The organism is Terrabacter sp. R4-6 (assembly GCF_057529065.1).
On the sequence record NZ_CP197224.1, the window covers coordinates 2,725,813 to 2,740,208 of the forward strand.

Genomic DNA, 14,396 nt, shown 5'->3' on the forward strand with positions numbered 1-14,396 from the left:
AAACCTGCGAAATCACTCTCTCCGACAACGGATTTCGTCGAATTCAAACAGAAGTGGGCGAAGTTCGTCATTTGCCTCACGTGGTGTGTGGCCGACCAATAACGTGAGTTCCCGTACCGCCGAACGCCGATCCCGGCCGACGCCGGACGACCCCTCACTCCAAGGCCGCCCATCGCCGACCCCTCCCGCGTCCCGCTTGCGGACGCGCACCTCGCCGCGGCTGCTCCACGTGCCGTGCGCGCTCTCGGACCCACCCACCGTTGGGTCCGCGTGACTCGGGGAGAAGTCCAGGGAGCTTCACCATGGCCTCACGCCGCCTGCTCGTGCCCAGCGATCGTGACCAGCAGACGGTCCAGCCGTCCCAGCGCATCCGCCGACCCCGGCGACGTGGCTTCTGGGCCGTCGTGCTCGCGGCCCTGTTGGCCATGACGACGGCGATCCCGATGGCGGTGGCCGGCGGACCGCTCGGTGGACTGATCGACTCCACCCTCCCGGGGCAGGCGCCGACGACCCCTGAAGAGATCGGTGACGGCTCGACGGCCGACCTTCTCTACGCCGACGCCACGGAGGGGCTGTCGCAGGTCGACCCGCCCGAGGCCAACCCGAGCGGCACCGCCGAGCTGACCTACCCCCTCGTGCTGCCCCAGGGCCGCGGAAGCACGCCCGACGTCAGCCTCGCATACAGCTCCGAAGGTGGATCGTCCTGGGCGGGTCTCGGCTGGGACCTCGCGCCGCCGGAGATCGCCGTCGACACGTCCTTCGGCTCCCCACGGTTCTGCGACGGCTCGACGAAGAGCCCACCGTGCGGCAACGTCGAGAGCGAGTCCTACACCCTTGACGGCGACGCCCTCGTGCCGAACGCCGTCAAGGCCGTGCTCGACCCCCGCGTGGCCGAGCGCCAGGACTTCACCCGCAAGGTCGAGACCGAGTTCGAGCAGATCATCCGTCACGGCGACAAGCCGAGCAACTACACGTGGGAGGTGCGCGACAAGAAGGGCGGCGTGCGCTTCTACGGCATGGCTCCCGACGCCGGAGGTCCGGTCGGCGCGAGTGGCACGAAGGTCGGCATCGACGACAGGAGGCGTCAGCCGGGCAGCATCCTCACCGACGCGAACGGCAACGGCGTCCGCTGGTTCCTCACCGCGCAGCGCGACATCGGCGTCAACCTGATCCGTTACGAGTACACGACCGTCAGCTACGAGAAGGACACGGCCGCGCGCACGGGCTGGTCACCCCTGGCCGCAGGCGCGAGCTGCCCGAGCGGAGAGGTCTGCCCCAAGCACGTCTACCTCAGCAAGATCCTCTACACCGCCGGCAGCACCGCCAGCGGCGCGGCCGAGGACCCCGCCTACGAGGTGCGGTTCAACCGGACCCCGGGCGCGCGCACCGACGCGGTCCTCGACGGACGCGGCGGCGTGCTCGACCTCGACCAGGACCTGCTGACGAGCGTCGACGTCGTCTATCGCAAGACCGGCGACGTCGTGACGCGCTACGCGCTGACGTACGCCCCGGACCCGCACTTCGGCAAGACGCGGCTCACGACGGTCGAGCAGATCGGCTGCAACGGGCTCGCGGCCTGCCCGGCCACCGGCCTCAAGCACACCTTCAGCTACTTCGACGACATCGCCACCGCGAAGAGCGGGTTCGACAAGGAGGCCAGGTGGCAGACCGGCGACGGCCCGCTTCCCAAAGACGGCACCACGGCCTACGTCGACTCCAAGCTGAGCGGTCTCGGGGCGTCCATGACACAGGCGGGCGACGGCAAGATCTACGTCGGCTTCAACCTGGCCGACCCGGAGAAGACGGGCTCGGTGGGTGGCTCGTTCGCCATGAACGGCACGACGACCGACTCCGTCATCGAGTTCATCGACCTCAACGGCGACTCCCTGCCCGACAAGGTCTACCGCGACGTCATCAAGCCCACCGGACCGACGGGGACGATCGAGTACCAGCTCAACACGAGCCTCCCCACCGCCTCGCGGACGGCCGACCTGACCTTCGGTCCCACCCACACGCTGCAGGGCGTCTCCGGGCTGCCGGTCCAGCGTTCCATCGGCATCCAGGGCGGGCCCGAGGCGTACTTCGGGGTGTATGCCGTCTTCAACGTCGGCGGGCAGTGGAGCTGGTCGGACAGCTACTTCACCGACGCGAACGGCGACGGCCTCGTCGACTTCGTCGACGGCACGCAGGTGCTCTTCAACCACCTCGTCTGCGCGTCGGGTCCGGTCACGGTCGAGTCGTGCCAGCCCACCTTCAGCTCCTCCGACGCACTGACGCGCGTCCCCCTGACACCCCAGACGGTCCCGACCAGCGACGCCGCCTTCGACGCCATGGTCGACCGGCTGCGCGAGGCGGTGCCACCCGTGGACACCGTCCGCCGCTGGGTGGCGCCCTTCACCGGCGACGTCACCGTCACCGCCAAGGCAACCCTGAGCACCCCGCTGCCCGACGCAGCTGGTGGCGCCGTCCGCGTCGCCATCCAGAAGGGCGGCGGCGAGGTCGACCACTCCACCCTGACGGTTGCGGCGCCCATGTGGCAGCCGGCGCTCGATCCCATTCACGTCGACAAGGGCCAGGCCCTCTACTTCCGCGCGGGCTCACGCCCCAAGGGCAACGGTGACGTCGTCACGTGGACGGCCGACATCACGTATGCCGGCGGCGCCGCTCCCGACGCCAACGGCCTCGACCAGCGGGCGTACTCGCTCACCGACGACTTCACCCTCGCCGGCCGGCCGGGCCTCTTCACGTCGGTGAACATCGGCGGCACCGCGCAGTTCACGGCCGCCATCGACAAGACCGCAACCACGTCCGACGACCTCCGCCCGGAGGTCGTGGTGCGCAACGGCACGACGGAGAACCTCACCCCGGCAGCCGTCACGATCACGGCGCTCGACAGCGCCGGGAACGCCGACGCGGCCCGCGCCAAGGTCGTCACCCAGAGCGGCGGACAGTGGTGCGTCGCCGACGCGAGCACGAGCTTCGGCTGCTACGCCACCGCAGTCCTCGCCAACGCCCGCCTCGGCGTCGTCGGTGCGTCGGAGGTCGGGCGCTTCGGCTTCACGGCCGCGCCGACCTTCTCGCCGCCCGTCAAGAACGCCAAGGGCGAGATCATCGCCTACGACGCCGTCCAGACGCGGCTCGCCGTCGACAGCCCTGTCGACCTCTCGAAGATCGACTGGTTCCGGGCCGGGAAGCTGTGCTTCCTCTCGTCGGGGGCCTGTGACTCGACGAAGCCGATCCTCGCGCCGCACATGGACGTCGACACCTACCCCAACACGACGCGTACCGCCCCGGCGGTCGCCTGGACGTCGACCCTCGGCCGCACCGTCACCCCGCGCCTGACCGGGTCGCGCGACTCCGACAACCCCGGCGGCGAGATGGTCGTCACCGCCAAGACCGCGGCCGGCGTCGTCTACAAGGCGTCGTATGCCGTGCCCTCGGGCAGCGGGTCGTTCGACAGCGGCTCCGCGGCCAGCAGTGCCTCGAGCAAGCTGCCCGAGCTCACGCTCACGAACGGCACGCGCTACTGGTTCGACGTCACCATGCGCAAGGCGGGGCTGTCCTCGCACGTCAGCGGTGTCGACCTCGTCATGAGCTGGACGGAGAGCTCGGTAGCCAAGTCCGAGGACGTCCCCCAGACCGTCAACTGGGCAGGGGCGCAGTCCTACTTCCCGATCGCCTACCGCGGGTGGGCGGCCGCCGGCTACACAGCCACCGGAGCTCGAGCGACGACGAAGCTGACCGAGAGCGACTTCGATGTCCCCGACGCCGGAGGCGTGCCCTTCGACAACAAGGACGACGCCTGCCAGTCGATGTTCGGGGGCGCCTGCCCGACGGACACGTCGATCAACACCACCGGCTTCGGCAGCTACCCCGATCCCTCGAACACGCTGCCCGAGATCGACACCTCCAAGGCCACCGAGAAGATCCCGAACGCGTTCGCCTTCAACGCCGTCGTCGACCCCGACACCCTGACCCAGAGCTGGGACGGGCCGAAGAGCAAGGTGGCCAAGATCTACGCGGCCGAGCACGGGGTCACCGGAGCAGCCCGCTTCGGCGAGGACCTGCCGATCACCGGAGCGCCGGCGTCCAGCGGCACCCAGGCCCCCAAGCTGCTCGGGGTCACCGGTCCCGTCTTCATGCTCATGGCCGGCGTGGGGCCGTTCGGAGGCAGCTTCGCCGCCGGTTGGAGCCGCAGCATGGTCGACTTCCTCGACCTGAACGGCGACGGCTTCCCTGACACGGTGCGTCCCGACTCGGTCACCTACACCAACCCCCGCGGCACGCAGGAGTGCGGGCCGGCCAACGCCCGCGTCGCGTGCACCGGAGGCGGCGTCTCCGTCGTGGACTCCGCGACGACCCTCGCCCTCTCCGGCTCCTTCGGTGGAGCGCCGATCGGCATCTCGGGCAACAACAAGGGGACGACGAACGCCACCAAGGGCGGCTCCGCCGGCAAGGGCGGCCCGGCCGCCGACACCTTCAACGCCAACATCGGCGCGTCCCTGGGCCTCGGAGCGAGCTTCACCAACCCGAGCGGGTCGAACAAACCCAGCAACACCACCGCCCTCGCGAAGGTCCCCGGCGACGGGACGATCCCCGTCCAGGAGACGCTGAGCGACATCAACGGCGACGGCCTGCCCGACCGGATCAAGGTCAACGCCTCGGGCATCCGGGTGCGGCTCAACCTCGGCCACTCCTTCACGGCTGAGATGCCCTGGACCGTGGGATCGTTCAGCTCGACCAACTCCTACAGCGGGTCGGTCGGCGGGAGCTTCGGCTTCAACATCGACAACGGCGGCCTCTCGGGCGGCATCGCCAAGAACTCCAACGTCGACCTGCCGAACGTGTCGTGGGACGACGTCAACGGCGACGGGCTGATCGACGCCGTCTACCGCAGCAAGGACGACAACGGGAACGACGTCGTCAAGATCGCCTTCAGCAACGGCACCGGCCTCACCACCGACACGATCTACGGCAACCACCAGAGCTCGGGCTACAAGGTCCTCGGGATCATCGACGTGGACGGCGTGCCCCAGATCCGCCAGGACAGCGCCGAGAGTCTCGGAGGTGGCGCGGACGTCACGGTCGGCATCCCCCTCTGCCTCGTCGGCTGCTATCTCATCCTCAACCCCGGCGGGCACTACGAGAACAGCATGACCTCGACGGACGTCGACCTGACCGACGTCAACGGTGACGGCTACGCCGACACCGTCTCGCGTGCCAGCGGCTCGAGCCAGGTCAAGGTGGCCCTCAACACGCAGGGACGCACGAACCTGCTCAAGAGCGTGACGACCCCCATGGGCGGCACCATCGGTCTCGACTACCACCGCGACGGCAACACGACGAGCCACCCGGACAGCCAGTGGCTGCTCGACGACGTCACGGTGGACTCGACCCGTGGGGCCGACGGCATCGCCCAGAAGCGCAGCACGATCTCCTACGGCAGGACCGCGCAGGACTTCGTCAACCGGACCGACCTCGGCTACGACATGGTGACCGTCAGCGAGCACTACACGGCATACGACCACGCTGTCGTCGACTCCCCGACGACGGCCGACAAGGTGCGCACCGTCCAGCACAAGTACCTCAACGGCTCCGTCTTCGAGTCCGGGCTGGAGTACGAGACCACGGTCTTCGACGGGCCTGCGGCCACCGGCACGCCGATGCAGGCGACCCGGACCACCTGGGCGCTCAAGGACCTCGACAAGAACGCCTCCACCGGAGGCGGCTACGGTCCGCTGGATCTCGGTGGTGCAACGGTCGAGCAGCAGCTCGCGCTCCGGGCCACGCCACAGGTCTCAGAGGTCGAGCAGCTCTGGTACTCAGGCGGATCCCTCAAGCAGACGGTGACGACCGAGTACGGCTACGACCGTCTCGGCAACCCGACCACCGTCGTCGACCGCGGACTGCCAGGCACGACCGCCGACGACACGGTGGCCTCCATCTCCTACGCGAACTGCGAGACGAGCCTCAGTGCGACGCTGACCGCCCTCTTCGGCTGCGGCACCACCCTCAAGGCGCCACCGGCCACGCGCGCACCGTACTGGTCTGCGACGAACTGTCCGACGTGGGACAGCCAGCCGGTGGGCATCACCGTCACCGCGCCCGGAGGTGCCGTCCTGCGTTCGAAGGAGGGCAACACGGCGTACTGCGACAACAACGCGGTGACTGTCCAGCGTGAGCTGCTGACACCCGGCGTGGGAGGCGCGCCCGACACGTACGCCGAGACGTTGCTCAGCTTCGACGCCTACGGCAGCTACAACCGCGTCGTCATGCCGCCCGATGCCGACGGCAAGCGGTATGCCGTCCGCTACCTCTACGACGACGTCAACCACGCGAACGTCGCCTCCGTCACCGACTTCGAGACCGTCGGCTCCGGCGACCCCTCAGGGGTGAGCCCTGCCGACACCACGAGGAAGCTCATCTCGGAGGACCAGGACCCGACCGGCCAAGCCGTCGGCCTGACGTCCACGGCGACGTTCGACGGTCCCACGGGACGGGTCAGGACCCGCACCGACGCGAACGGCAACGTCACGACCTACACCTATGACGCCCTGAGCCGGGTGCGGACCATCACCTCGCCCGACGGCGGTGTCGCGACCTTCGCCTACCACCCCGACGACAAGGACTACCCCTACGCGACGGTGACCCACACCGACGAGTTCAACCCGGGCACGACCATCGACACCGCGACGTACGTCGACGGCTCGGGCCGCGTGACCGGGCGCAAGCGCGACGCGCTCGTCTACGACCCCGTCACCGGGGACACCGGCGCCGGCTACGCCTGCGAGGGCGGCTCCGACGTCGACGGCCTCGGCCGCACGATCCACCAGTGGAAGCCGTTCCTCCAGACCGGCAAGACCCTGGCCGACTACACCGTCGACGTGAGCAACCCGACCTACGTCAAGGCGACGATCACGACGTTCGACGTCCTCGACCGCGTCCTCGTGGAACGGCTCTCCAACGAGGCGACGACGCGGACGGCATACGGCTTCGAGGGATACGTCCCCTTCGGTACCGTCGCGACCGTCGACGTCACCGACCCGCTCGGGCGCCACACGAAGACGTGGCAGGACGCTCACGAGAACGTCCTGCGCAGCGAGGACCGCACGGCCACGGGGAGCTCCCTCTTCACGACCTACGCGTACGACCGGCTCGGGCAGATCCTGCGCATCGACTCGCCCGGTGGGCTCGTCACGACCCACACCTACGACCTGCTCGGCCGCAGGACCTCGACGACGACGCCCGACGGCGGACTCGTCAACTGGACCTACGACCTCGCCGGCAACAAGACCTCCGAGCAGAGCCCCGTGCTCCGCGAGGAGGGCAACGTCAGGACCGTCTTCGGCTTCGACTTCGGCCTGCTGACCTCCATCACCTATCCCGACGAGAAGCCCGTGACGATGGACTACGGCGGCTACCTCGGTCACCCGACGACGGGCAACGCCGCCGGCAAGATGGTCCATGTCGAGGACAAGGCGCGGATCCAGACCTTCGGCTACGACGTCAACGGGCGCCTCGCCCAGGACGTCACGACGATGACCGGCCCGCACCCCAACACGGGGCCGTTCACGACGAGCTACGACAACGACTGGCTCGGCCGCCTCGCGACCGTGTCGCTGCCCGACGGCGAGACCGTGCGCAACGACTACGACACGGGCGGACGGCTCAAGCGCGTCATCGGCACGAACGACTGCACCGAGCTCGGTCTGCTGACGACGTCGGTCGACGCCACCGCGACGACCATCACCGTCACCGATTACCAGCACGGCGACCCGGCCTCGAGCTGGAGCCCGACGCTCCCGTTCACCATCCGCCTCGGCGGCGAGCAGCTCAACGTCACGGCGCGCACGCCGGGCACCGTGCCGGGCACGTTCGACTACACCGTCGAGCGCGGCGTCAACGGCACCGTCCTGCTCCCGACGGCGGCAGCCCACCCGTCCGGTACCACCGTCAAGGTCGACGTCGCCGTGCCGTGCGTGCACAGCTACCTCGACGACCAGCGCTACGACGTCTACGGCACGACCTCGCAGCGCCGGACCGGCGACGGCGTCGTCGACACGACCTACCGGGACGTCGACACCAGGGCACTCAAGGGCCGATCGGCGATGTCGCCCGACGGCACACGGCTGCTCATGAACCTCAAGTACGACTACGACCTCGTGGGCAACGTGAAGCAGTTCCGCAACGAGCTGCCGCCGGACGTCCCGTCGCTCTTCGGCGGTCCCACGAAGCAGACGTACACCTACGACGGGCGCTACCGGCTGCGTGAGGCGACCGGCACCTGGGACTACGCGCCGAAGACGACGCGCAGCTTCACGTGGTCGGCGACGCTCGACGACGCGACGAGCAAGGTGACCCGGATGGCCCAGCGCGACTGGACCGTCGACACCGGCTGCACGAAGAGGTGCAAGGAGGCCACCGTCCTCGCCAACACCTTCGACCGCACGGCATACACGTACGACGGGGCGAAGCCCAACCAGGCGACCACGGTCGTCGACTCCCTCAACAAGCGCACCGAGACGTACGAGTACGACTCGGACGGCGAGCAGACGACCGTCACGAACCCCGACATGATCCGCAACGTGTCGTGGGACTGGGCGGGCAAGCTCGTCGAGATCGTCGACCACAACCCGAACAACACCGGGCGCAAGCAGACCGACTACGTCTACGACTACGCCGGCCAGCTGTCCATCGAGATCAAGGAGCAGGGCGTCACCTACTACGTCAACCCGTGGGTGACGGTGCGCAACGGGACGATGCTCAAGAACATCTGGGCCGGCAACGACCGCCTCGCCGTCAACATGACGACGACGGGTGACTCCTTCGACCAGCGGGTCTACTTCATGCACAAGGACCTCCAGGGCAGCACGAACATCGTCACCGACCGCGTCGGGAAGGTCTTCCAGCACCAGGAGTACTTCCCGACCGGACAGGTCTGGATCAAGGAGGACAGCACGATCTTCCGGACCCCGTGGCAGTACGCCGGTGGCTACGTCGACGAGGACCACCGCATCATCAACTTCGGTGACCGCTGGTACTCCACGGACCAGGCGCGCTTCCTCACCGTCGACCCGATCCTCACCGACGACGCGAGCGCACTGGTCGACAACCCGACGCTGACCACGGCGTACACCTACGGCCAGCCCAACCCGGTCGGCTTCGTGGACACCGACGGACGGGTGTCCAAGCCGATCAACCTCAACGACGCCATCAACACGATCGCCGAGCTCAAGCCCGACGGCGACCCGATCAAGAGCGCCCAGGTGACGAAGCTGGCGAACTTCTTCGCCGCCAACACCGACACGGTCCGGGGTCGGGCCACGCTGAGCCTGCTCAAGGGCTTCAACTCGGCGCGCGAGCGCAAGGCGAAGTACTTCAACCGCCTCGACGTGAGGCCCGTCCTCGAGTTCCAGCTCAAGGACGGCAAGCTCGACAAGGTCAAGCTCGGCTTCGGTGTGGGCAAGCGGCTCAAGGTCTTCGAGGCGGAGCAGGACGCGGGCGCCACCCCGCAGGCGGCCGACTCGGTGGCCGCGAACCAGCCCGGCTCGTCGGGTGGCTCGACCGGCGCCGACGCCAACGGTCCCGGTGGGCAGGGCAAGTCGGCGACGTCGTCGACCTCCAGCCCGTCGTCGTCGAGCTCGGACCCGAGCTCGGACTCGAGCTCGGCCTCGAGCTCCGGCCAGCCGCAGAGCCAAGGTGGGAGCAAGCCGGCGACGTCGGCCGGCGCCCAGGCCGACAATTCCGAGGGCGGGAGCTGACCGCCGCTGACCCGGATCGAGGTGTTCGGCCCGCAGGACCAGCGAGCCGAACACCTCGAACCGCTGCGGGCCTGCGGGCGTTCAGCGCAGGTTGTAGAACTCGCGGTGGACGTTGGCCGGCCCGACCCCGGCACGGACGAGTCCGCGCTGGAGCGCGCTCACCATCGGCTCCGGACCACAGAGGAAGGCCGAGAGCAGGCCAGGCTCGACGCCGACCGTCTCGAGGACCTGCTCGACCGTCAGCCGCGGGTCGGTCTCCGTGTCGACGAGGTGGAGGTGCAGCTCGTCGTGGTGCCCTGCGAGGTGCGCGACCTCGTCGGCGAGGGGAGCCGGGCCGCGTGCCGTGTAGAAGAGGTCGACGCGGTGCGGCAGCTCACCGGGGCGCACGGAGCGGAGCCAGCTGAGCATCGGCGAGACCCCGATGCCGCCGGCGACCCACACCTGGTGCTCGGTGCCCCGCGTGAAGTCGAATTGACCCTGCGGGCTGCTGATGACGGCCGGCATGCCGGGCGCGACGAGGTCGCCGATGCTCGAGGTGAAGTCGCCGAGGGCGCGCACGGTGATGCGGACCTCCCTCTCCTGCGGGCCGCTGGCGATCGTGAAGGGGTGGCGGTGCCACCGGTCGCGGGCCTCGAGGTTGACGAGGGCGAACTGGCCGGGCCGGAAGGCGAAGCGGTCACCGAGCGGGCGGAGCCAGATCTCGTAGGACGCGTCGTCGATGGGCTCGACCGACGACACCTCGTAGTCATGGGTCCGGGCGATGCGCCGGGCCAGCAGCTCGCGGTAGACGTAGAAGGCGAGCCCGACACCGCCGACCGTGACGTACGACCAGCGCAGCAGCTGCGAGCCGAAGAGGGTCGCGTCCATGAGCCCGTGGACGAAGCCGAACGCGAGGAAGACCCGGTGAGGCGGTAGAAGCCGCGCCAGAGCCCGTAGCGGCCGATCCATCGTCCGACGAACCGGGCCGGAGGCGTCCCCGTGAAGCGCTCCACGGGCCGGCGCAGCGGACGAGGGGTGATGGAGCGCCACCGCGGGGCGATCGCCCACACGGTGAGGGTGGCGAGACCGACGACGCCGATCGTGCCCAGGGTCGGACCGAGCTGGGTGGGGTTCGGGTTGCCCGTCGTCGCGATGTGCACCCCGATGAGGACCGTGCCGGTCATCGCGACCCGCCGGTGCCACACGGCCGCCTTGTCGACGCCGTCGAAGAACTGCTCGACCGAGCGAAGCGTGCTGATGAGGACGAGCCCGACGGACAGGAGCAGGACACCCTCGGCGCCGATGAGCTGACCGACGAACTGGCCCACGTCGCCACGCGGCCGGGCCAGGAGCCAGAGCAGGGCGAAGGCGACGACCACGGCGGCGATCGTCGCCGGCCCGACGAGGCGGGTGACGAGGTGCGCTCCGCGGTAGGGGTGCCGGTGGCGCAGCTGCGTCTCGAGGGCCATCGGGGTCTCGGCTTTCGGTGGCGCGCGGCGATGCGCGCGGGGATACGGGCGGGCGGCCTGGGTGGTGCTCCCCGAGCAGGCCGTCCCCTGACACGTACCCCGTCCGTCGTGGCACAGCACGCGAGGCGTGCCGAGGCGGTCGAGACCAGTGGTGGCCGAGACCAGCGGTGGCGGTGCCGGCCGTTTTCCGGCGGAGAGCCACCGTCAGCTAGCGTGAGTTGGCGTACCGCCGAACACATCTGGCCGGATCCGACCCCCTCCCGGAGGCCGCCAGCCGAGCCACGCGCGTCCCACCGAGGATGCGCCGTCGGCGTACGGCTCGACCGTGGCCGTACGCATCGTGGGTCCGTGACCGCAGGTCCGCCCACCGTCTCGGGGACCAGCAAGGAGTGATGGCGGAGCCGCCTCACGAGGCGACCCGCCGGACACCCGGACGAGGAGCTGTCGTGAGAGCACACCGTTCCAGCCGCCGACTCCGCACCGCCGTCGCGTGCCTCACCGGATCGGCCCTGCTGGCCGCCTCGGTGACCGCCGTGGCGGTCGCGGCCGAGGCCCCTTCCGTCGCGCCACAGCGGGAGGCGTCGAGCCCGATCTACTCGGCGCCGGTGGCGCCGGACATCTCCCCGCCGATGTCCGCCCTCGCCGCCAAGGGCGGGCACCGGACCGTCTCGACCGCGCGGATCGTCAACGAGCGCGGCGCTCCCGGCGCGGGCAGGGCCGCGACGACACCCTCGGCCGACGTCGCGCTCCAGACGTCCGCTCCTGCGCTCGCCGTGGGCCAGACCATCGCCAACTTCGAGGGCGTCAGCAACCAGGACAACTTCACCCTCTTCGGTGGCCGCGTCAACCCGCCGGACCCGATCGGCGACGTCGGCCCGAACCACTACGTCGAGATGACGAACCTGGCCTACCAGGTCTTCGACAAGTCCGGCACGCCGCTCATCCCGGCGACCCCGATCGGGGCCCTGTGGGACGGCTTCGCCGTCACCGACTGCACCGACGGCTCCGGCGACCCGGTCGTCCTCTACGACCAGCTGACCGGCCGGTGGCTCCTCTCGCAGTTCACGACGAGCGGGCTCGACGACCCCACCAAGCCGTTCTGGAACTGCGTCGCCATCTCGACGACCGGGGACCCGACAGGCACCTACTACCGATACGCCTTCAAGACCGAGAACTTCCAGTACTTCCCGGACTACCCGAAGTACGGCGTGTGGACCGACTCCTACGTGCTCACCACGCGCGAGTTCGGCCCGACGGTCGAGTACGGCATCGGCGTCTACGCGCTCGAGAAGAACAAGATGGTCAACGGCCAGCCCGCCCGCGTCGTCAGCTACTTCCTCGACGGCAACGCGCCGGGCATGCTGCCCCTCGTCGGTGACGGGCTGTTCCCGGCCGACATCGACGGCATGACCAAGCCCCGCGAGGACAGCGCGATCCCCATCGTCGGGACGCAGGACGACGGCGGCGGCTACGGCGCCACCTCGGATGCGCTCAACGTCTGGGACCTGCGGGTCAAGTGGCGCTCGACCCCCCACCTCGTCGTTGACGCTGGCGACGCAGCTCCCCGTCGCGGCCTTCGACTCGCAGTTCCCGTGCGCCCCGACGGCGCGGGACTGCCTGCCCCAGCCCGGGGTCACCGACCCGAACCTCTACCTCGACGTGCTCAGCTACCGGCAGCGCCCGACCTGGCGACTGGCGTACCGCAGCTTCAAGGGCGTCGAGTCGCTCGTCACCGCCCAGTCGGTGGAGGCGTCGCCCGGCCAGGCCGGGATGCGCTGGTACGAGGTGCGCCGCTCCGCGGGGACGTATGCCGTCGCGCAGCAGGGCACGTACGCCCCCGCCGACGGCGTGAACCGCTGGATGGGGAGCATCGCCCAGGACAAGAAGGGCCACATGGCGCTCGGCTACAGCGTGGTCGACGGCGTGGACGTCTATCCCGGCATCCGTTACACCGGAAGGTCGGCCGCCGCGCCGCTGGGCACGATGAACCTCGGTGAAGGCACGATCATCGACGGCTCGGGCGTCCAGACGACGACGAACTCGCGGTGGGGCGACTACACCTCGATGAACGTCGACCCGTCGGACGACTGCACCTTCTGGTACGTCAACGAGTACTACACGGCGGCGGGCCAGGCCTCGAGCCCCGCGGGTTGGCAGACCCGGATCGCGAGCTTCCGGCTCCCCGGCTGCTGACGTCGTCGGCTGCAGACGCCGCGGGCATCCACGCCCCGGGGGCGGCGGCCCGTCCCGGAACGCCACCTCCGGTCGACCTGCGCTCCGAGGCCCGTCCGCTTCCTGGCGGAGGGCCGCGACGCGTCCGCGACGTTCGACTCGATGAGCGGCCCGTCCTACAACGACGGCGACAACGAGATCACCGGCATCCACGTGTCCGACGGCGACCCGACGGTCGGCGGCCTCCTCGGCGCCAAGCTGCCCCAGCCCACGACGTCGACCGCCTGGCGGACGTTCTGGACCCAGCAGCACGGCGACAACACGACGTGGGAGATCAGCTGGAACGGTGACCGCCAGGGCGAGCAGCACTGACCGGACATCACTCGGTGCAGCGACGAGGGCCCGGTCACGCGATCCGCGTGGCCGGGCCTTCCACCGCCCGTCCGCCGGGTGCTTCACTGGAGAGTCGCGCGGCGCCGACACCGGAGGAGGTATGCCGTGACGTACGTCGGAGACACCGGTGAGGTGAGTGCCCGCGTCCATCCGGTCGCCGAGCACCCGAGCCGTCCGGGTGTCGGCAGCATCGTCGCGACCGGCGCCCAGACCGACGGCGACTTCGGTCTGTTCCGGGCCGAGTTCCGTCCGGGGACCGACGTGGCGGCCCACTTCCACCGGACGTTCTCCGAGTCCTTCTACGTGCTGGCCGGCTCGCTCGACGTCTTCGACGGGGCCCGGTGGGTGACGTCGTCGTCCGGGGACCTCGTCCACGTGCCCCGCGGTGGGATCCACGGTCTCCGGGTCGCGGGCGCCGAGTCGGCGGAGGTCCTGACGCTCTTCACGCCCGGCATCCCGCGCGAGCGCTTCGTCCTCGAGCTGCTCGAGATCTCGACGTCCGGACGGCAGCTGTCACCGAGCGAGTGGACCGAGTTCTACGCACGCCACGACCAGTTCATGGTGTGAGGAGCCTTCTGGGGCGATCAGGCCGCGCCGGTCACGACCGCCGCGCCGTGCCAGA

Annotated in this window: 6 protein-coding genes; 5 read left to right on the forward strand and 1 reads right to left on the reverse strand. The window is 69.7% G+C overall.

Annotated features, from left to right (window positions below; genetic code table 11):
- Positions 1–302: 302 nt before the first annotated feature.
- Positions 303–9,761, forward strand: a complete 9,459-nt coding sequence (locus ACSSS0_RS12775; protein WP_487228269.1) for a SpvB/TcaC N-terminal domain-containing protein — start codon at positions 303–305, stop codon at positions 9,759–9,761.
- An 81-nt stretch (positions 9,762–9,842) separates the two neighbouring features.
- Here the strand turns inward: ACSSS0_RS12775 and ACSSS0_RS12780 are convergent, their stop codons facing one another.
- Positions 9,843–10,709, reverse strand: coding sequence for a ferric reductase-like transmembrane domain-containing protein (locus ACSSS0_RS12780; protein WP_487228270.1), 867 nt, complete (start codon positions 10,707–10,709; stop codon positions 9,843–9,845).
- 946 nt (positions 10,710–11,655) lie between these two features.
- Here ACSSS0_RS12780 and ACSSS0_RS12785 point away from each other — a divergent pair.
- The 4 genes from ACSSS0_RS12785 to ACSSS0_RS12800 all read left to right on the forward strand — a co-directional run bounded on the left by ACSSS0_RS12785 (position 11,656) and on the right by ACSSS0_RS12800 (position 14,341).
- A complete protein-coding gene (locus ACSSS0_RS12785) occupies positions 11,656–13,206 on the forward strand; it encodes a hypothetical protein (RefSeq protein ID WP_487228271.1) in 1,551 nt (516 codons plus the stop codon).
- The gene (locus ACSSS0_RS12790) at positions 13,193–13,402 is read left to right on the forward strand and encodes a hypothetical protein (RefSeq protein ID WP_487228272.1); all 210 of its coding nucleotides are present in this window, start codon (positions 13,193–13,195) and stop codon (positions 13,400–13,402) included. Before ACSSS0_RS12785 ends, ACSSS0_RS12790 begins: the two co-directional genes overlap by 14 nt.
- Before the next feature lie 141 nt (positions 13,403–13,543).
- Positions 13,544–13,753 carry a hypothetical protein gene (locus ACSSS0_RS12795; RefSeq protein WP_487228273.1) on the forward strand — a complete coding sequence of 70 codons (210 nt, stop codon included), beginning with the start codon at positions 13,544–13,546 and terminating at the stop codon, positions 13,751–13,753.
- A gap of 126 nt (positions 13,754–13,879) precedes the next feature.
- A complete protein-coding gene (locus tag ACSSS0_RS12800; protein ID WP_435987552.1) occupies positions 13,880–14,341 on the forward strand; it encodes a cupin domain-containing protein in 462 nt (153 codons plus the stop codon).
- Positions 14,342–14,396 lie beyond the last annotated feature (55 nt).

Excerpts from the sequence above, each read along its gene's own strand:
- ACSSS0_RS12775 (WP_487228269.1), top strand. The coding sequence starts at position 303 with ATGGCCTCACGCCGCCTGCTCGTGCCCAGCGATCGTGACCAGCAGACG.
- ACSSS0_RS12780 (WP_487228270.1), bottom strand. The coding sequence starts at position 10,709 with ATGGATCGGCCGCTACGGGCTCTGGCGCGGCTTCTACCGCCTCACCGG.
- ACSSS0_RS12790 (WP_487228272.1), top strand. The coding sequence starts at position 13,193 with ATGAACCTCGGTGAAGGCACGATCATCGACGGCTCGGGCGTCCAGACG.
- ACSSS0_RS12795 (WP_487228273.1), top strand. The coding sequence starts at position 13,544 with ATGAGCGGCCCGTCCTACAACGACGGCGACAACGAGATCACCGGCATC.